This window comes from Streptomyces sp. NPDC088910 (assembly GCF_044749865.1).
In the GTDB taxonomy this organism is placed as follows: Bacteria; Actinomycetota; Actinomycetes; order Streptomycetales; family Streptomycetaceae; genus Actinacidiphila.
The window spans coordinates 213,153-231,457 of the sequence record NZ_JBIVIV010000006.1 but is presented as its reverse complement, the minus strand read 5'-3'; the positions used below and the strand labels follow the sequence as shown (position 1 = coordinate 231,457).

18 protein-coding genes are annotated in these 18,305 nt (G+C 73.9%); 11 read left to right on the top strand and 7 right to left on the bottom strand.

The genetic code is table 11. The features are described from left to right. Positions 1-24: 24 nt before the first annotated feature. From ACIP4Z_RS16290 to ACIP4Z_RS16265, 6 genes are all read left to right on the top strand, one after another. Positions 25-1,017, top strand: coding sequence for a hypothetical protein (locus ACIP4Z_RS16290; protein WP_401308520.1), 993 nt, complete (start codon positions 25-27; stop codon positions 1,015-1,017). Between the two features lie 112 nt (positions 1,018-1,129). After that, entirely contained in the window at positions 1,130-2,323 is a 1,194-nt protein-coding gene (locus ACIP4Z_RS16285) for a CbiQ family ECF transporter T component (RefSeq protein ID WP_401308914.1), read from the top strand. Then, positions 2,320-3,987, top strand: coding sequence for an ABC transporter ATP-binding protein (locus ACIP4Z_RS16280; RefSeq protein ID WP_401308517.1), 1,668 nt, complete (start codon positions 2,320-2,322; stop codon positions 3,985-3,987). The genes ACIP4Z_RS16285 and ACIP4Z_RS16280 overlap by 4 nt, the downstream gene beginning before the upstream one ends. A gap of 98 nt (positions 3,988-4,085) precedes the next feature. Beyond that, complete coding sequence (locus ACIP4Z_RS16275; protein ID WP_401308911.1) at positions 4,086-4,910, top strand: ECF transporter S component; 825 nt, start codon at positions 4,086-4,088, stop codon at positions 4,908-4,910. Positions 4,911-4,989: 79 nt separating this feature from the next. Next, the gene (locus ACIP4Z_RS16270) at positions 4,990-5,283 is read left to right on the top strand and encodes a DUF1905 domain-containing protein (protein WP_355341469.1); all 294 of its coding nucleotides are present in this window, start codon (positions 4,990-4,992) and stop codon (positions 5,281-5,283) included. 136 nt (positions 5,284-5,419) lie between these two features. Continuing rightward, positions 5,420-6,055, top strand: coding sequence for a DUF1345 domain-containing protein (locus ACIP4Z_RS16265; RefSeq protein ID WP_391045963.1), 636 nt, complete (start codon positions 5,420-5,422; stop codon positions 6,053-6,055). 161 nt (positions 6,056-6,216) lie between these two features. Here the strand turns inward: ACIP4Z_RS16265 and ACIP4Z_RS16260 are convergent, their stop codons facing one another. Then, positions 6,217-8,166: a hypothetical protein gene (locus ACIP4Z_RS16260; RefSeq protein ID WP_401308513.1), complete on the bottom strand. Its 1,950-nt coding sequence runs from the start codon at positions 8,164-8,166 to the stop codon at positions 6,217-6,219. Between the two features lie 850 nt (positions 8,167-9,016). Next, entirely contained in the window at positions 9,017-9,439 is a 423-nt protein-coding gene (locus tag ACIP4Z_RS16255) for a MerR family transcriptional regulator (protein WP_401308510.1), read from the bottom strand. A 99-nt stretch (positions 9,440-9,538) separates the two neighbouring features. Here ACIP4Z_RS16255 and ACIP4Z_RS16250 point away from each other — a divergent pair, with 99 nt between their 5' ends. Further along, positions 9,539-9,994, top strand: coding sequence for a hypothetical protein (locus ACIP4Z_RS16250; RefSeq protein ID WP_401308507.1), 456 nt, complete (start codon positions 9,539-9,541; stop codon positions 9,992-9,994). Positions 9,995-10,119: 125 nt separating this feature from the next. Here ACIP4Z_RS16250 and ACIP4Z_RS16245 read toward each other — a convergent pair whose 3' ends face one another. Then, entirely contained in the window at positions 10,120-10,839 is a 720-nt protein-coding gene (locus ACIP4Z_RS16245) for a TetR/AcrR family transcriptional regulator (protein ID WP_401308504.1), read from the bottom strand. A 190-nt stretch (positions 10,840-11,029) separates the two neighbouring features. Here ACIP4Z_RS16245 and ACIP4Z_RS16240 point away from each other — a divergent pair, with 190 nt between their 5' ends. Continuing rightward, a complete protein-coding gene (locus tag ACIP4Z_RS16240; RefSeq protein WP_401308501.1) occupies positions 11,030-11,905 on the top strand; it encodes an SDR family oxidoreductase in 876 nt (291 codons plus the stop codon). 26 nt (positions 11,906-11,931) lie between these two features. Here ACIP4Z_RS16240 and ACIP4Z_RS16235 read toward each other — a convergent pair whose 3' ends face one another. Beyond that, a complete protein-coding gene (locus tag ACIP4Z_RS16235) occupies positions 11,932-12,807 on the bottom strand; it encodes an alpha/beta fold hydrolase (protein WP_401308498.1) in 876 nt (291 codons plus the stop codon). A gap of 462 nt (positions 12,808-13,269) precedes the next feature. Here ACIP4Z_RS16235 and ACIP4Z_RS16230 point away from each other — a divergent pair, with 462 nt between their 5' ends. The 3 genes from ACIP4Z_RS16230 (at position 13,270) to ACIP4Z_RS16220 (ending at position 15,930) form a co-directional block, all read left to right on the top strand. Next, positions 13,270-14,268: a hypothetical protein gene (locus ACIP4Z_RS16230; RefSeq protein ID WP_401308495.1), complete on the top strand. Its 999-nt coding sequence runs from the start codon at positions 13,270-13,272 to the stop codon at positions 14,266-14,268. A 133-nt stretch (positions 14,269-14,401) separates the two neighbouring features. Then, positions 14,402-14,962, top strand: a complete 561-nt coding sequence (locus tag ACIP4Z_RS16225) for a GNAT family protein (RefSeq protein ID WP_355341499.1) — start codon at positions 14,402-14,404, stop codon at positions 14,960-14,962. 107 nt (positions 14,963-15,069) lie between these two features. Next, positions 15,070-15,930 carry an aminoglycoside adenylyltransferase domain-containing protein gene (locus ACIP4Z_RS16220; RefSeq protein ID WP_401308491.1) on the top strand — a complete coding sequence of 287 codons (861 nt, stop codon included), beginning with the start codon at positions 15,070-15,072 and terminating at the stop codon, positions 15,928-15,930. A gap of 409 nt (positions 15,931-16,339) precedes the next feature. Here ACIP4Z_RS16220 and ACIP4Z_RS16215 read toward each other — a convergent pair whose 3' ends face one another. From ACIP4Z_RS16215 to ACIP4Z_RS16205, 3 genes are all read right to left on the bottom strand, one after another. Then, positions 16,340-16,711 carry a hypothetical protein gene (locus tag ACIP4Z_RS16215; protein ID WP_401308488.1) on the bottom strand — a complete coding sequence of 124 codons (372 nt, stop codon included), beginning with the start codon at positions 16,709-16,711 and terminating at the stop codon, positions 16,340-16,342. Positions 16,712-16,827: 116 nt separating this feature from the next. Further along, positions 16,828-17,355, bottom strand: coding sequence for an NUDIX hydrolase family protein (locus ACIP4Z_RS16210; protein WP_355341772.1), 528 nt, complete (start codon positions 17,353-17,355; stop codon positions 16,828-16,830). A 121-nt stretch (positions 17,356-17,476) separates the two neighbouring features. Beyond that, on the bottom strand, positions 17,477-18,217 hold the full coding sequence (locus tag ACIP4Z_RS16205; RefSeq protein WP_391163267.1) for an SAM-dependent methyltransferase: 741 nt from the start codon (positions 18,215-18,217) through the stop codon (positions 17,477-17,479). Between the last annotated feature and the right edge of the window lie 88 nt (positions 18,218-18,305).

Genomic DNA, 18,305 nt, shown 5'->3' with positions numbered 1-18,305 from the left:
CACGGCATTCGGCCGGCCCATGGCATGCGGTCAACGGCCCGGCGGGCGGCGCCCGTCGCAGGCGCGTCCTGCCATCCACGGCGGCCCGGCGCACGATCGGTCCTCGCCCGTACGGTCACCGCGCTCGCGCTGACGCTCGCCGCCGTGTGCGGCGGGCTCACCGTGGGCGCGGCGCCCGCGATGGCGACCGCGCAGCCGATGAGCGCGTGCACGACCACCAAGGGCGTCGTGCTCGCGGTGGACTTCAGCCACTGGGGCGGCCCGCTGCTGCGCTCCTGCGGCACCACGCCCACCACCGGCTACACCCTGCTGAACCAGGGCGGCTGGGCCACCACCGGCACCCAGCACGACGGTCCGGCCTTCATCTGCCGGATCGGCTACGCCGGTTACCAGGGCGGCAAGCAGTATCCGACGTCCAAGGACGCCCCCTGCGTGCTGACGCCGCCCGCGACCGCCTACTGGTCGTACTGGCACGCCGACGCGGGGCAGAACACCTGGTCCTACAGCCAGTTGGGCGCGATGAGCTACCACCCCAAGCCCGGCAGTGTGGACCTGTGGATCTTCGGCGCCACCAACGTCGCGGGCACGCAGGGCCGTCCGACGTTCTCACCCGACAGCGTCCGGGCGCACAACACCACGTCCGGCGGCGCCACTTCGGCCCCGCCCAGGCCGACCAAGCCCGCCGGTACGCACACCGCCGCGGGCTCGGCGCCCGGGAAGACCTCACGACCGGCCGCCACCACGCCGTCCGCGACCCGTACGACACCGGCCACCACCTCGGCCCCGCCCACCGCGACCCCCACCGGGACCGCGCCCGCGAGCACCGCGCCGGGCACGGGCACGGCCACGGGCGCAACGCCGTCGCCAGGGCAGCCCCGCACGCAGGACGCGGAGCCGACCGCCGCCGCGAGCCATTCGTCCGGCTCGGTCCTGCCCTTCGCCCTGACCGCGGCCGTCGTGGCCGTGATCGCCGGATTCATCGTCGTCAGGACCCGGCGGCGGCGGAACGCGGAGTAGCGCGTTGTCCACCGCCCCGCCTCCGTCCCCGACCGGCGGTCCCGCGCACGCCGACGCGGTACCGCCGCGCGCCGCCGCCTCCCCGCACACCGGGCGGCGGCTCCCGCGCACCCTGCACCCGGTCGCCTGGTGGATCTGGGGCATCGCCCTGGCCACCGCGGTCAGCCGCACCACCAACCCGCTGCTGCTCGGCCTGGTCCTGGTCGTCCTCGGCTACGTCGTCACCGAGCGCCGCACCGACGCCCCCTGGGCGAAGGGCTTCAAGTACTACCTGTACCTCGCGCTGACGGTCGTCGTGATCCGCGTCGTCTTCCGCTGCGTCTTCGCCAGCGGCATCACACCCGCCGACCACATCATGTTCTCGCTGCCGCACATCCCGACTCCCCACTGGTACGCGGGAATTCAGCTCGGCGGCCCGGTGTCGCTCGAGGCCACCCTGTCCGCCGCGACCGACGGACTGCGGCTGGCCTGCCTGCTGTGCTGCATCGGCGCCGCGAACACCCTCGCCAACCCCAAGCGGGCCCTGCGCGTCCTGCCCGGCGCGCTGTACGAACTCGGCGTCGCCGTCACGGTGTCGCTGAGCGTCGCCCCCCAACTCGTCGAAAGCGTCCAGCGGGTGGCGCGCGCCCGACGGCTGCGGGCCGACCGGGCCAAGGGGCTGCGGGCGCTGCGCGGCATCCTCATCCCCGTACTGGAGGACGCGCTGGAACGCTCCCTGCACCTGGCCGCAGCCATGGACTCGCGCGGCTACGGCCGGGCCGGCACCGCGACCCGCGCCTCACGCCGTACCACCGCCGTCCTGATGCTCGGCGGCATGCTCGGCCTGTGCACCGGCATCTACGGGCTGCTGGACGGCACCACCCCGCGCGCGCTCGGACTGCCCGCCATGCTCGGCGGGTCGCTGCTGTGCTGCGCCGGACTCGCGCTCGGCGGGCGGCGGATACGGCGCACCAGCTACCGACCCGACCCCTGGCGGTCCGCGGAGTGGGTGGTCGCGCTGTGCGGCGTCGCCACCGCCACCGTGCTGTTCCTGACCGTCGGCTACAACGCCGCCGACCTCAACCCCAGCCTGTATCCGCTGCGTTGGCCGTCACTGCCGTGGCTGCCCGCCGCCGCGATCCTGCTCGCGGGCACCGCCGCCTTCGCCGCGCCGCCCCCGCCGCGCACGTCCGCAGCGAAGAGCGCGAAGAGCACGAAGAGCGCGAGAAGCGCCACGGCCGGGCGCTCCGCCGTGCCGCCCGGCGGAGCCGCCGCGACCGCCACCACCGCCGAAACCGCCGACAAGCCCAGCGAGGCCCTGCTGTGATCCGATTCGACCAGGTCAGCGTCGTGTACGCGGGCTCCGAGCAGCCCGTGCTGCGGGACGTGGACCTGACCTTGGAGGAAGGCGAACTGTGCCTGGTCGTCGGCAGGACCGGCGCGGGCAAGTCCACGCTGCTCGGCACGGTCAACGGCCTGGTGCCGCACTTCACCGGCGGCACACTCGCGGGCCGTGTCACCGTCGACGGCCGCGACACCGCGACGTACCCGCCGCGTGAACTCGCCGACGTGGTGGGCGTCGTGGGCCAGGACCCGCTCGCCGGATTCGTCACCGACACCGTCGAGGAGGAACTGGCCTATGTCATGGAGCAGTTGGCCGTCCCCGCCGACGTCATGCGCAAGCGCGTCGAGGAGACCCTCGATCTGATGGGCCTGGCCGACCTGCGGCACCGCGCGCTGAGCGAGCTGTCCGGCGGCCAGCAGCAACGCGTCGCCATCGGGTCCGTCCTCACCGCCCACCCCAAGGTCCTGGTGCTGGACGAGCCCACCTCCGCGCTCGACCCGACCGCCGCCGAGGAAGTCCTCGCCGCCGTGACCCGGCTCGTGCACGACCTCGGGGTGACCGTCGTGCTCGCGGAACACCGCCTGGAGCGCGTCGTGCAGTACGCCGACCGCGTCCTGCACCTGACCGGCGACGGCACCGTCACCTCCGCCCCGCCGTCCGTCGCCTTCCGTACCGCCTCGGTCGCGCCCCCCGTGGTCGACCTCGGCCGCCTGGCCCGCTGGGAACCGCTGCCGCTGTCCGTACGCGACGCCCGCCGCGCCGCAGTTCCCTTGCGCGAACGGCTCGCCGGACGCCCGGTGCCGCCGGTCCGCGTCTCGCACGGCACGGGCACACCGCTGCTGACCGCCAGCGGGATCGTCGTGCGCTACGGAGACGTGGTCGCCGTCCGCGAGGTGGACCTGGAACTGCGGGCCGGTGAGGTCACCGCGCTGATGGGCCGCAACGGCTCGGGCAAGTCGTCCCTGCTGTGGGCGGTCCACGGCGCCGGGCCGCGACAGGGCGGAACCGTACGGTTCGCTCAGGGCGCGGACCCGGCCGCACCCGAGCCGGGGGCCTCGGCACGGCGGTTCGGCGGACGGCGTACGACGTCGGGACCTGAGCGCCGCCGCGTCGGCCTGGTCCCGCAGACCCCCACCGATTTGCTCTACCTGGAGACGGTCGGCGCCGAACTGGCCCAGGCCGACCGGGAGTCGGCCGGGGCGGCCCCGAGCGCCGCGCGGGTGATCCTCGACCGGCTCGCGCCCGGCATCCCCGACGACACCCACCCCCGCGACCTGTCGGAAGGCCAGAAGCTCTCGCTCGTGCTGGCCATCCAGCTCACCACCGCCCCCGACGTCGTCCTGCTGGACGAGCCGACCCGCGGCCTCGACTACCAGGCCAAGCAGGCCCTCATCCGGATCGTGGACGCGCTCGCCGCCGAGGGCCGCAGCGTCGTGATCTCCACGCACGACGTGGAGTTCGTCGCCGCGAGCGCCGACCGCGTGATCGTCATGGCCGAGGGCGAGACGGTCGCCGACGGCCCCACCGCCGATGTCATCGTCGCCTCACCGGCCTTCGCGCCACAGGCCGCCAAGATCCTCGCCCCGCTGCCCTACCTGACGGTCGGTCAGGTCGCGGACGCGCTCGCGGAAGCCGAGGCGAAGTGATGGCCACGGCCAGGACGGGCGCCACGCACACGAGCGGGGGCGCGGGCAACGGCAAGGGCGCGGCCGGGCGTTGGACGGGCCGTACCACCGCCGTCCGGATGCACGCGACGGCCGTCGTCACCATCGTCCTGGCCGCCTTCATCGGCCTGGTCGCCTTCTTCTGGCCCTTCGTCGTCGCCCCCGGCCGCTTCGGCACCTCCTACGCGCCGCCGCTGATCTTCGGCGTCCTGCTGATCCTCGTCCTGGCGGTGGTCTTCGCCCAGATCGCCGACGGCGGCATCGACGCCAAGGCCCTGGCCATGCTCGGCGTGCTGTCCGCCGTCAACGCCGCCCTGCGCCCGCTCGGCGCGGGCACCGCGGGCATCGAGACCGTCTTCTTCGTCCTCGTGCTTGCGGGCCGCGTCTTCGGCCCCGGCTTCGGCTTCACCCTCGGCTGCACGTCCCTCTTCGCGTCCGCGCTGCTCACCGGCGGTGTCGGACCCTGGATGCCGTACCAGATGTTCGGCTGCGCCTTTGTCGGGATGCTCGCCGGGCTCCTCCCGCGCGCCCGCGGCAGGGCCGAGATCCTGATGCTCGCGGCCTACGGCTCGGCGTCCGGCTACCTCTTCGGCTTCCTGCTCAACCTCTCCTTCTGGCCCTTCTCGCTCGACCCCGGCAGCTCCATCGCCTACCTGCCGGGCCTGCCCTTCACCGAGCAGTGGCACCGCTACCTGGCCTTCGACGTGGCGACCTCCCTCGGCTGGGACACCGGCCGCGCGGTCACCAACTTCGTCGCCATCCTGCTGGCCGGCCCCGCCGCCCTCATCACCTTCCGCCGCGCCGCCCGCCGCGCCAACTTCACCGCCCCCATCCACTTCGCCCCGCCCGCCCCGCCCTCTCCGCCCGCTGGGTCCGCTCCGGGCGCGGGCGCGGACGAGACGTAACCCGTACTGGTCTAGCCTGGCTGTCCCCGACGGACGCGCGGGACGCGGGACGTAGGACGTGGGAGAAGGGGCTGGGGGCGTGGAGCTGGTGTTCGCGGGGCGGGTCGTGGAGTGGCGCGGACCGGCGCCGTACTACTTCGTGCCCGTGCCGGAGGAGGAGTCCGCGGACATCCGCGAGGTGGCGACGACGGCCTCGTACGGGTGGGGGGTGATCCCGGTGCTGGCCCGGATCGGCGGCACCGATTTCGCGACCTCGCTCTTTCCCAAGGACGGCGGCTATCTGCTGCCGCTCAAGAACGCCGTGCGCAAACCGGAGGGGCTTTCCGAGGGGGACGACGTGACGGTGGAGATGACCGTCCGCCTCGACACGTAGGGAAGGCGATCCCGTGCCGAATCCCGCCGAATCCCCGGACCGATTCCCCGGGCCGATTCCCCGGCGCCGATCCGGCACGGCACTTTTGCGCGGCCATTGCCGTGCCGACAGCGGTGAACCACTAGCGTTACGGCCTGTGAGTACGAGTATCCGGTTTTCGCCGTCCGCGGCTCCGCGCCTTGCCGGTTCGGTCGCCTTCGGGGCGGTGGTCGGGGCGTGCGTGGGGTCGTCGACCGACACGCCGCTGGGAATTCTCTCGGCCATCGCGGCCACCGAGTCGTTCTTCGTCGTGGTCGGCTGGTGCGTGCTGTGGCCGATGGACGCCGCCGCGACCCGCCACAATTCGCGGCGCGAGGACCTGCGACCGCTCGCCGAGGAGATCGTGGTCGTCGCGGTCGCGCTCTGCGGCCTCATCGGCATCGTCGTGTTCCTGCTCGGCAACTCCGACACCGCCCACGCCGCGACCGCGCTCATCGGCGTCTTCATGGCCTGGGCCGCACTGCATCTGATGTACGCGGCACGGTACGCGTATCTGTATTACGAGGAGTCCGAGGGCGGGATCGATTTCAACTCCGAGGACGAGGCCCCGGCCTACCGCGATTTCTTCTACTTCAGCTACAACCTCGGCATGACCTACCAGGTCTCCGACACCGACGTCTCCAGTTCGACGATCCGCGCGGTCGTCCTGCGGCACACACTGCTGTCGTATCTGTTCGGTACGAGCATTCTCGCGACCGCCATCAACCTCGTCGCCGGAATCTTCACGCGGTGAGCGCACGGCACTTGCCCTGGCGCCTGTCCTGATACCTGCCTGACGCCTGCAACGTCCTGAGACCTGCGCTGTCCTGATCCTGCGCTGTCCTGACGCCCGCACTGACACGTGTCCGGCACCGCGCGATGCCTTCCGCGCGGTGCCGGACACGTGCCGGAGGGTCAGCGGCAGCCCACTCCGTAGGTGCCGTTGCCGGAGTCGGCGGCCGGGTCGCTGGAGACGGACAGCCCGACGTACGGGTGATCGCGGTCCGGGGTGAACGTGTACCGGTCCGTGAAGGTGTAGCTCTGCGCGCCCTTGGGGAACTGGGCGGTCTGCCGGGCCAGCGTGACGGCGCCCTGCGGCTTGCCCGTGGCGCTGTGCCACCACGTCAGGTGCAAGGTGCCCGCCTCGGTGCCGTCGTAGGTCACGTACACCGTGGCGGTCGCCGTGCGGCGCTTGCCGGTCGGGCAGTCGAAACCGGTGACGGCGATGGACGCCACGTGCGGCCCGGCAGCGGGCTTCCCGGTCGTCGTCGGGTCGGCCGAAGGGGTGGTCGGCGCGGTGGTGGGCGGCGTGCTCGGCGTGCTCGGCGTGCCGGTGGGCGTGCTCGACACGGTCCTGCTGGGCGTGACCGCCGTCGTCGGTGTGCCGGTCGGCGAGACGTTGACCGTGGGCGACGCCGACAGGCTGACGGTGGGGGACGGGTTGGCGGGCGCGGTGGTCGGGGTCGTCGCGGTCAGCGACGTGACGGCGGTCGGCGTCGGGCCCGCCACGGGGGTGTCGTCGCTCTTGTTGCCGGTCGCCACCGCCGTGACGGTCACCGCGCCCGCGATGATCACGGCCGCCGCGACGACGGCGAGGACCTTCGCGCGTCGGCTGAAGCGGGGTGCGGGAGCCTCGGGGCCGCCCGCGGGGGCGTGGTGGGGCGCGTGCTTGGGCGGTACGGGCGGCGCACCCGCCCCGGACGCGGCGGACGCGGCCACGGCGACCGGTACGGCGGCGGGCTGCGGCTGCTGGGCCGCTTCCGCCGCGGCCTCGCCGGACGGCGCCGCCAACAGGACGACCAGCGCGGCGAGTTCACCGCGCCCGCGCTCCTCCCAGTCCTCGCCGTAGGCGGCGACGGCGACCGCCTCGGCCTCGGCGGCGAACTCGGCCGCGCTCTGCGGCCGTTCCGCCGGGTCCTTCGCCAACCCGAATGCGAGCAGCGGCCGTACGGGCTCCGGAGCCTGCTCGGCCGGGACCGGCGCCTCGGCGTGCTGGGCCGCCGGTTCCGCCGCCGTGGCACCCGCGTACGGCGGCGCGCCGGTGAGGCTCTGGTGGAAGACGGCCGTCGCCGCGTAGACGTCGGAGGCCGCGGTCGCCGGTGCGCCCGCCCACCGCTCGGGCGCGCTGTAGGGGGTGGCGGAGGGTACGGCGTCCGGCTCGGCGTTCGCCTCCGCCTGATCCGGGGCGGGAGCCGCCGGTTCGGCGTCGGTGAGCTGGACCGTGCCTTCGGGAGTGAGCAGGACGTTCTCGGGCGTGTCCGGCTCGGCGTTCGCCTCCGCCTGATCCGGGGCGGGAGCCGCCGGTTCGGCGTCGGTGAGCTGGACCGTGCCTTCGGGAGTGAGCAGGACGTTCTCGGGCGCGATGTCGCCGTGGGCGCCACCGGCCTCGTGGGCTGCGGCGAGCGCGAGCAGCGAGCCCTTGAGGACGACGAGCGCCGCCTCGGGCGCGAGCGCGCCCTGCTCCTGGAGGAGGGCGACAAGTCCGTTGCTGCTGACCGGAGTCGGCGTCCCGGCCGCGGGCTCCTGGGGCTCCGGGGCCTCGGTCGCGGCCTGGGACGGTGCCGCCTTCGAAGCGGCCGGTGCCGTCTTCCGCCCCTTCGCCGGGGGCCTGGTCCCCGCCGCCTTCTTCGCCGCGCCCGCGGGCGCGGCCGCCGCCGCGGTCTTCCGTGTCTGCGCCGTCTTGGCCGCGGTTCTCGCGGGCGCCTTCGCGGGTGCCTTCGCCGGAGTCCCGGCCGGTGCCTTGGCCGCCGTCTTCGCGGTCTTGGCGGCCTTCACGGCGGGCTTCTCCGCCACCTGCTTCTGCGCCGCCTTCGCCGCCGCGGCTGCCATGGGAGCGGCCTCGGGCTGCTTCTGAGCCTCCGTCACCTTGCTTGCGGTGGCGGGTACTTCGGCCGCCGCGGTCTTCTCGGCGGGCTTTGCGGCAGCGCGCTTCGGCGCGGCCTTCGTGGGCTTCGCGGGCTTTGGCGCCGCCTCGGACGGGGCGGCTTCCTGAGCGCCGCCCTCGGGCTGCGCGTCCGCCACCGCGTCCGTGTCCCCTGCCGTGCCCCCTGCCGTGTCCGCTGGCGTCTCCGCTGCCGTCTCCGCTTCCGCCCGGGCGGGAGCCTGGGCGCGCTTACGGGGCTGCGCCGCAGCCTTCCGCGCCCGGGCCATGGGCCTCGGGCCCGGCTGCCGCTGTCCGGCCGGCTTGCCGTCCCCGGCCGTCGCGCCGTCCTCGCCGGGTATGCCCGTGCCGTTGTCGTCGTCCACCTGATTCCGCCCCTCGCGCTGCCCCTTGAGGAGGAGCCGCTGTGCGCGGCACCTCGACGCCCTGTTCCGTACTCGGATTTCCCACCGCCAGCCGGGCCGATCTGCCGGGGGTCACGGCTGTCCGCCCGAACTGCCCCTTCCACGGGAGGGCCGAGCGCCGAAGGCGCCGACAGGGGACCGGGGTTCGCCCGGGAACCGTGGAGGAGGTGCCGTGAGGATCAAGAGGGTACTGGTGGCCGGGCACCAAGGGGAGATCGGGGCGGCCCTCATCCCGCCCCCGCACCCCCCTTTGCCGGACAGCCAGGGGCATATGCCTCGCCGATCCACCCCCTACGCGTGTCCCCCGATGCGGACGGTACGCACGGGGCGGCGGCGATGACGGCGCGGGCGCGGAACAGACGCTCGGCGCGGCCGGGTTGGGCCTTGCCGCCGTATCGGCGCCAGCACCGGCACCGTGTCACTCGGTCCTTCAGACGACTGGCCGGATGGCGTGGGCCAGGGGGCGGGCCGTCACGCGCATGGCACCGTCGCCGTCCGGTTCGACCGCCCGGAGGGGGCAGCCTGTGCCGACGCGGTCGGTGAGTTCGGTGCGCAGGGTGGCGAGTTCGGCCATGCGGGCGTCGAGGAGGCGGATCTTCTCCTCGAACAGCGCGGAGAGCGCTACGGCGGGGTCCGGTGCCGCGCGCAACTCCTCGCCGGTCCGGGCGATTTCGGCCAGGGAGAATCCGAGCGTCTGCGCGGTGCGGACGTAGTGCAGCCAGGCCACCGACTCGGGCGGGAAGTCGCGGTAGCCGTTGGTGAGGCGTCGGCCCGTGACGAGGCCGACCTTCTCGTAGAACCGGATCGCGTCCCTGGTCATCCCGGTCTGAGCGGCCAGCTCTCCGATACGCATGCCGCGCCTCCCCCTCGGCCGATGAGCTTGACCTTGGACCGTACTCCACTGTTTAGCGTGAGGCCGTCGCTGAGCCCCCCAACCGGCCGGAGCCTCCCCATGATCCGTTTCCACGCCCCCGCACGCCCCGCCTATCTCCGCGTCGTACGCGCGAGTGCCTGGTACGACCTCGCGGTCACCGTGGGGTTCGTCACACCGTGGACCTACGCGCGGGTGCACGACGCGCTGTCCTCGGCGGGCGACGCGCTCGGCTGGGGCGGCCTGCCCGAACTCGACGTGTGGCAGACCCTGTTCGCGAATCTGATGGGCTCTGTGGTGGTCGTCTGGGCCGCCCTCCGCATCGTACGGACCCTGCCCGAACACGGCCTGCTCGACGGCATCGCGCGCACCCTGTTCTCCGCGTGGATGGCGTACGCGCTGGCCCAAGGCGCCTCGCGGATCCTGTGGCTGTTCCTCGCCGCCGAGGCCACCTGGGGAATCGTCCAACTCACGCCCTGGCTGCGCCCCGCCGTCGACCACCGGACCGCCCGACCGGAACACTCAGGGCTGGGTTGATCGCCAGCCGCCAGCCGCCAGCCGCCAGCCGCCAGCCGCCAGCCGCCAGCCGCCAGCCGCCAGCCGCCAGCCGCCAGCCACGGCGGCCCTTCGGGGCGCGGACGGGCTACGGCCTACGGCTACTGCTACGGCTTCGCGGTGGCGATGCGGTCGAGCCAGTCGCGCAGGAGGGCTTGTTCGGTGGCGGTGAGGGCGGAGGTCCGGGGGAGGACGGCGCGCAGGGCCACGGCGGCGGTGACGGGACCGGAGGCGGGGTCGGTGGCGGCCGGGGCGTCGGTGGTGATCGCGGCGATGACCGCTTCGCGGGCCAGGGCGGCCAGTTCCGGGTCGCGGCGGTCGGGCGGCAGGGAGATCAGCGTGTTGGTGATGCCCTGGCCCGCGGCCTGGACGAGCAGCGAGGCGCGTTCCTCGCTCACGCGCAGTCGGCCCGCCTCGGCGATCCGGCGGATGTGCCCGGCCAGCACCGCCACGCCCGCGACCTCGGCGGGTGTCGGCGGCACCGAGCCCCTGGTCCGCTCGTACATGACCTGGTAGAGCGCCGGGTTGGCGAGGCCGAAGCCGACGTGCAGGTCCCAGCCGGTCCGCAGGTCCGCCACCGGGTCCGCGCCGGGTTCCAGGTCCGTCTTGCTGGCCAGGTAGGCCGCGAAGCCGTCGGCCGCGACCGCGTCGAGCAGACCCTGCTTGTCGCCGAAGAGCCGGTAGATCGTCGGTGCCTGCACTCCGGCCGCCGCGCCGACCGCCCGGGTCGACACGGCCTCCCGGCCGCCCTCGGCGAGCAGCTTGGCGGTGGCGGCGAGGATGCGCTCGCGCGGGCCTTCCCCAGGGGCGATGTCTCCGACGCTCATGGTGTCGACGGTAACAGGAATCGCGTTAGCGGTGATTCATTATCGGTGCTAGCGTGTGAGTTGTTAGCAGTGATTCAGTGCTGCTCGTCCCGCCACCGGTACGGCGACACCTATCGGCATGTCGATCTGTCGACCGCGCGTCGCCCGTGCGCCGAGGCCGCGCAAACCCTCACCCACCTGGAGACACCTCATGATCATCGTCACCGGAGCCACCGGAAAACTCGGCCGGGCCGTCGTCGACCGGCTGCTCACCCGCGTCCCCGCCGAGGAGATCGGCGTCAGCGTCCGCGACCCCGACAAGGCACGGGACCTGGCGGAGAAGGGCGTCCGCGTACGGCGGGGCGACTTCACGGACCCGGCGACCCTCGCGCACGCCTTCGAGGGCGCCGCGCAGGTGCTGATCGTCTCGGCCGACGTCACCGGAGAGCCCGCCCTCGCCATGCACCACGCCGCGATCGACGGAGCCAAGGCCGCCGGGGCCGGCCGCATCCTCTACACCAGCCACATGGGCGCGAGCCCGACCTCCCTCTTCGCGCCCATGCCCGACCACGCCGCCACCGAGGCGGCGCTGCGCGACTCGGGCGTGCCGTGGACCTCCCTGCGCAACGGCTACTACGCCAGCTCGGCGATCATGCTGCTCGGCGCCGCCGTGCGCACGGGCGAGCTGGCCGCGCCGGAGGACGGCCTCATCTCCTGGACGGCCCACGCCGACCTCGCCGAGGCCACCGCGCGCGTGCTGACCGCCGACGACCGGTCCGTACGCCCGTCGGGTCCGACCGCGCCGCTCACCGGCTCCGAAGCGCTCGATCTCGCCGACGTCGCGGAGACCGCCGCCGAACTGTCCGGGCGCCCGGTCAAGCGCGTCGTCATCGGCGACGACGAGTACCGGGACCTCCTCGTCGGGCACGGCGCCTCACCCGCGCAGGCGGAACTGCTCCTCGGGATGTTCGCGGCCGGCAGGCAGGGCGAGTTCACCGCGGTCGACCCGGCGCTCGCCACCTTGATCGGCCGCCCGCCGACGCCGTTCAGGGACGTACTCGACGAGGCGATCACGTCCGCTGCCTGACGGCCGACCTCTCGGCCGCGTGCTCGTCAGCGCAGGAAGGCCGCCACGGTCGACACGAAACGCGCCGGGTCGTCGAGCCAGGGGAAGTGACCGGCGCCGGGCTGGACGGCCGACTCGGCGCGCGGGAACAGACCGGCGACCTCGGCCGCGGCGGAGGGCGGGGTGTTGAGGTCGACCTCCCCGGCCAGTACGAGGACGGGGGAGGTGAAACGCGCCAGGGCCGCGCGGGTGGCGGCCGGGTCGAAGGCGCCCTCGGAACCGAAGACCTCCCCGGCTTCCGTGTTCTTGCGCGCCTCGCCCGCGTCCCGGTGCGCGCGGGCCGCGTCGTCCCAACGCCCGTAGAAGAAGGGGTCGACGGCCCGGAACGTCCCGGCGTCGCCCTTGCCCGCGACGACCGCCTCCAGCGCGGCGAAAGCGGCCGGGAACCACGGCTCGCCCTCGCGCAGCAGCGCCGTCCCGCGCCGCGTGTCCCCGGTGACCGGGACATCGACCGCCCGGACGCTCGGCGTGATCAGCGCGAGCCGCCCGACGCGTTCGGGATGCCGGGCGACGTACAGCACGGCCAGATTCGTACCGGCGGAGTGCCCGAGCAGATCCGCCCGGTCAAGGCCCAGATGGACGCGGAGGGCTTCCACGTCGTCCACGAGCCGGTCGCAGCGGTAGGAGCCGGTGTCCTGGGGGACCGCCGAGCCGCCGGTGCCCCGCGGGTCCAGCAGGATCAACCGCCGGTGCGCGGCGAGACCGCCGAGGTCCCCGAGATACGCGCTGTCCTGCATCGGGCCTCCGGGCAGGCAGATCAGCGGCGGCCCCTCGCCGAGAGCGTGGTAGGCGAGCCGGGTCCCGTCGGGCGCGGTGAAAGAACTCGTGGCGGTCGTGGCGGTCGCGGTGGAGTCGGCGGTCATGGCGACGACTGTGGCAGCGGCCTCGGGACGGGGGCAACCGGGTTCCGGCGGCGGCCGTCCGCCGGGGAGCGGGAGCGTCGTACCCCGCGAGTAGCGTCGGTCGGCGTGGATCTCGACGCCGTACGCACCTTCGTCGCCGTCAGCGACGCGGGAAGGTTCCAGCAGGCCGCGACGGACCCGCACTCGCTGGTCCGGCGCGCCGACAACCCGCATCCGCCGGTGGCGCGGTACGCGGGTCCCGGACTGGGGCCGCGCCGTGCCGGACCGGCCGGGGACGCCGTACGTCCAGGGGCCGGATGGGCCGTGCGGGCCGCAGCGGGCGAGGAGCGTGCGAGGGCGGCCACCGGATCGGCGACGTACCAGCGAGGGACGGGCCACGTACCGGCGAGAGGCGGCCACCGTACCGGCGGGAGGGGGCCACCGGACCGGCGACGATCGGGCGCCCGGCGTATTCTGCGTCGTATGTCCTGGACCAGCCTCTTGAGGGTGCGCCGCGCGGAGGGGGAGACCTTCCTGCTGCGCCGCAAGCGGGTCCCCGGCATCGACCTGTCCTACGGTGACGCGCGGCTCGCCGAGATCCGGGCGGCGGCGCGCGAGGGCGTCGAGCAGTGGCCGCTGATCCGCGCGCGACTGGCCGCCGCGACGGACGGCGAGGACCTGACCTTCCTGCTGGAGGGCGTGCAGAGCGTCGCCGGGGTGGAGCGGTGGATCGGCGACGTGATCGCCGCCGAGCCGGACGACGCGCTGCCGCTGCTGGTCTCCGGCGCCCGGCATGTCGCCTGGGCCTGGCACGCCCGTACGGGTTTCGCGGCGCGATACGTGTCGGACGAGCAGTGGGAGCTCTTCCGGGCCCGGCTGACCGTCGCCGAGGACCACCTGCTGGAGGCGGCCGAGCGCGAGCCGACCTGGGCGGCGCCCTGGTACTTCCTCCAGATCACCGGGCGCGGTCTCGGCGTCGGATCCGATGTCGCGGAGCGCCGCTTCGCGGCGACCTGCCGCCGCTCGCCCGGCCATGTCGCCGCCCACCGGCAGCACGTGCAGCAGCTCTGCCCGAAGTGGGGCGGCTCGTGGGCCCGGACGCACGCCTTCGCCCGCGAGTCGATGCTGACGGCCCCCGCCGGGAGCCCGATGGGCCACCTCGTCGCCCAGGCCCACCTGGAGGAGTGGCTGGCACTCGGCGGCGACGCGGAGTCGCCGTATCTGGCCGACGCCGACGTGGTCCGCGCCGTGAACGAGGCCGCCGCGCGCTCGGTCTACCACCCGGACTTCGTACGCCGCCGGGACTGGCCGCTGGCCTTCAACACCTTCGCGATGACCTTCGCGCTCGCCGGGGACCTCCGCCTCGCGCGTCCGCTGTTCCAGGTCCTCGGGGACCGGGCCACCGAGATGCCCTGGATCTACCTGGACGGCCAGTCGCCCCTGGTCCCGTTCCTCGCCTGGCGCGCCCGCGCCGACCGCTGACCCCGTACGTCCGAAGGGGTACGGACCCGCGCCGGGCGAAAACCGCTGGTCGCGGCGGCTCCCTTTGCGGTAGGTCTGCGGGGGCGCGTGCCGTGGAGCGGCGCCGCTGTGCGATGCCGACGTGGAGGACGAGATGTTCGCGATTTCCCTGGGAGACGACGCCGAGCTGCGCCCGCTGGAGCCGTGGCGGGCCGAGGAGTTCCTGGCCCACATGGACCGCGGGCGCGAGTACATCGGACAGCACATCGGCCTGGCCGACGCCACCGCCGACCTGGACTCGGCGCGGAACTGGCTCCAGTCGTACGCCGACAAGACGGCGGCCGACGCGGGCCGCCTCTACGGCATCTGGCTCGACGGACTGCTCGTCGGCGGTGTCCTGTTCAAGGTCTTCGACGCGGCGGCGGGCAACTGCGAGGTGGGCTGCTGGCTCGAACCGGCCGCCGCCGGACGGGGGTTGGTCACCCGGGCGGCCCGCGTCATCATCGACTGGGCGGTGTACGAACGCGGCATCCACCGGGTGGAGTGGATGGTGTCGCCCAAGAACACGCCGAGCGTCAACGTCGCCAAGCGGCTCGGCATGACCCGCGAAGGGCTGCTGCGCGCCACCTACCTCTACCGGGGCGTACGGCAGGACGCCGAGGTCTGGTCGATCCTCGCACCGGAGTGGCGCGCCGCCGGGCGGGACGCCCGCTGACCGACCGACCGATCGACCGCCCGCTGACCGCCCGCCCGCCGTCCTCGTACCGGACGCCGGGCCGGCAGCGCACCGCGGCCCCGGGGCACCCGTGGCAGACTCCCCGAATGCTCCATCCCGACGCCGCCCGCCTCACCCGCCGCTATCTGTCCGTCGCCGACCGGCTGCTGCCGGGCCGGATCACCCACTTCTACGTGGTCGGCTCGGCCGCGCTCGGGGCGTGGCGCGCGGGCGGCAGCGACATCGACGTCGTCGCGGCGGTGGACGGCGGCTTCACGGCGGGGGACCTCCGGCGGCTGCGGGTGCTGCACCCGGTCGGCAACACCACCCCCGTCGTACGGGCGCTGCTGCGGGCGCGGGTGACGGTCCCCGGCACGGTGAACGCGGTCTACGTGTCGGCCGCCGACCTCCGCCGACCGGTGACGGCCATCCGCCCGCTGGCCTCGCACACCGGGAACTCCTTCGCGCGCGGCCGTGCCTTCGACGTCAACCCTGTGGTGTGGAAGGTGCTGCGCGAACGCGGCATCCCGCTGCGCGGCGCGGCCCCCGGCGCCCTCGGGCTCGACCCGGAACCGGAACGCCTGCGCGCGTGGAATCTGGAGAATCTGCACGGCTACTGGCACCCCTGGGCCGAGAAGGCGCTGGCCGGGAAGACGCCCGGCAAGCCGCTGGTCGCGGCGCGCTCGGCGGGACGTTCGCTCACCACCTGGGGCGCGCTCGGGGTGTCCCGGCTGCACCGCACGGTCGCCACCGGGGACATCGTCTCCAAGGAGGGCGCGGGGGAGTACGCCCTGGACACCTTCGCGCCGCGCTGGCACCCGCTGATCCGCACGGCCCTCGCCCATCGCCGCGCGGAGCCGCTTCCGGCCGGGCTCGCCCGCGACCCGGACCTCGCCGACCGGGTGCGGCGGCTCCGGCTGACCGGCGCGTTCGTCATGGAAGTGATCGCGGACGCCGACCGGCTCTGAGGACCGCCGCCGCCGAGCAGCCGTCCAGCGGTCGCCCCCCCCGCCCCCTCCGGGGGGCCGTCACGACCCGGAATCCCGGCACGACCGGCCGTTGGCCCGTGCCGCGCCCTGCCGCCGTACGGGCGACCCCTGTCACCTGTCAGGAGCGGCAGGCGCGGGCCCGCTCCTACCTCGGCGCCGTGGCCCCCCAGGCGCTGGCGCAAGCGCAGGGCCAAGCGGCGCCGAGCGGCCGGTCGCACCCGTACACCGACACGTACGCGACGGGCACAGCCGCCGATACGACGTCCCGTACGGCCTCCGGTGCGACGTCCGGCACGGTCTCCGGTGCGCGGACTGCGTACACCGACCTCGACCGGCTGGTGCGGACTTTGAACGTGCCCGGCGGCCCGGTCAGTAGGCTGACGGACCGTCAGGGGTGGTCCAGGGTGATGGAGTTGACCGGGCCGAGGTCGTAGTGCCAGGCGCCGCCCGCCACCAGGTCGTCGACGACCTGGCCGGTGCCGTTGTAGCCCGTCCACAGCCTCGCCCGAGCGCCCCCGGACTGGTTGTTGAGCACGTCGTGCCACCCGTACTGATTGCTCAGGTTGTGGGCGCCGTAGCTCCAGTACACGAAGCTGGGGTGGTCGTTGCCCCAGTCCGTGTCGTTCGGGTAGACGCAGACGGCGCCGTACGGGCAGCCGTGGACCGTGCCGCCCGCCGCGTCGGCCCGCACCGCGCCGACCGTCCCGACGGCCGCCACCGAAAGTGCCAGCGCCGCCACGCCCCGCATGACCGTGCCCATGTCGCTCTCCCTCTCCTCGCGGAACCGGCCCTTCGAGGCCGCCACCAGCACCGTAGGAAAGGGGAACGGCCCGCCGCTCCTGACAGATGACAGGGCGGCGGGCCGGGACCGGACCGTCAGGACAGGCAGCCGACGCTCGCCAGGGCCTGCCGGAGCAGGACACCGCGACCGCCCGGCATCTCCTGCTGGAGCTGCGGCGAGGACGCCTCCTGCGGGGTGAACCACACCAGGTCGAGCGCGTCCTGGCGCGGGCGGCAGTCGCCCGCGACCGGTACGACGTAGGCGAGGGACACCGCGTGCTGCCGGGGGTCGTGGTACGCGGTGACCCCCTCGGTCGGGAAGTACTCGGCGACGGTGAACGGCTGCGGGGAGGCCGGGATCCGGGGCAGCGCCACCGGGCCGAGGTCCTTCTCCAGATGCCGCAGCAGCGCGTCGCGGACCCGCTCGTGGTGCAGCACCCGGCCCGACACCAGCGTGCGGCTGATCGTCCCGTCGGGCCCGATGCGCAGCAGCAGCCCGATGTGGGTGACTTCCCCGCTGTCGTCCACCCGCACCGGCACGGCGTCGACATACAGGATCGGCATACGTGCGCGCGTCAGCTCCAGTTCGTCGGGAGCCAGCCAGCCGGGCGTGGTTTCGGTCATGTCAGCCATCCGCTGATCGTACGTCGCCACCCGCCCGCGCACAGGCCCGGGAGCCGAACCGGACCCGTGCGGTCCGCTGTCCGGACCTGCGCGGTTGCCGGGCCCGCCGCGATCCGCCGCCCTAGCCGCTCTTGCGGCCCACGCCCGCGTAGACCCAGAACTCCGAGGGATTGTCCGGGATTTCGTCGGCCGGATCGGGGCGCCACAGCGGGACGTAGACCAGTCCCGGCGGGACCAGGTCGAAGCCGGTGAAGAGCGCGGCGATCTGGTCGTGGGAGCGGGCGGTGACCGGAGAGGTGGCCTTCGACCGGTAGAGCTGGCCGACGGCGGCGGCGGTGCCGGGGCGGTCCTGGTCGGTCGCGTGGCTCAGCGCGAGCCAGCTCCCCTCGGGCAGCCCGTCGCGGTAGGCGGCGACCAGTCCCTCGGGGTCCTCGGCGTGCGTGATGAAGTGCAGGATCGTGATCATCAGGACGGCGACCGGCTGGTTGAAGTCGATCAGCTTCCGTAGCTGCGGCGAGTTCAGTACGTCGTCGGGCCGCCGGATGTCCGCGCTCACGATGTCGGCGTCCGGATTGTCCGCGAGCAGCGACGCGCTGTGCGCGACGGCCACCGGATCGTTGTCCACGTAGATCACCCGCGTGCCCGGCGCGATCGACTGCGCGACCTCGTGGACGTTGCCCTGCGTGGGGATGCCGGAGCCCAGATCGACGAACTGCCGGACGCCCGCGTCGACCAGATAGCGCACCGCCCGGCCCAGGAAGGCCCGGTTCGCCCGCGCCAGCGCCCGCACCTGCGGGTCGATGGCGGTGAAAGCGGCCAACGCCTCCCGGTCTATGGCGAAATTGTGCTCCCCGCCGAGCATCGCGTCGTAGATCCGCGCCACGCTCGCCTTGGCCGGATCCACGCCCTCCGGGACATCTTTGCGTCCGCTCACCACAAGTCCCTTTCGA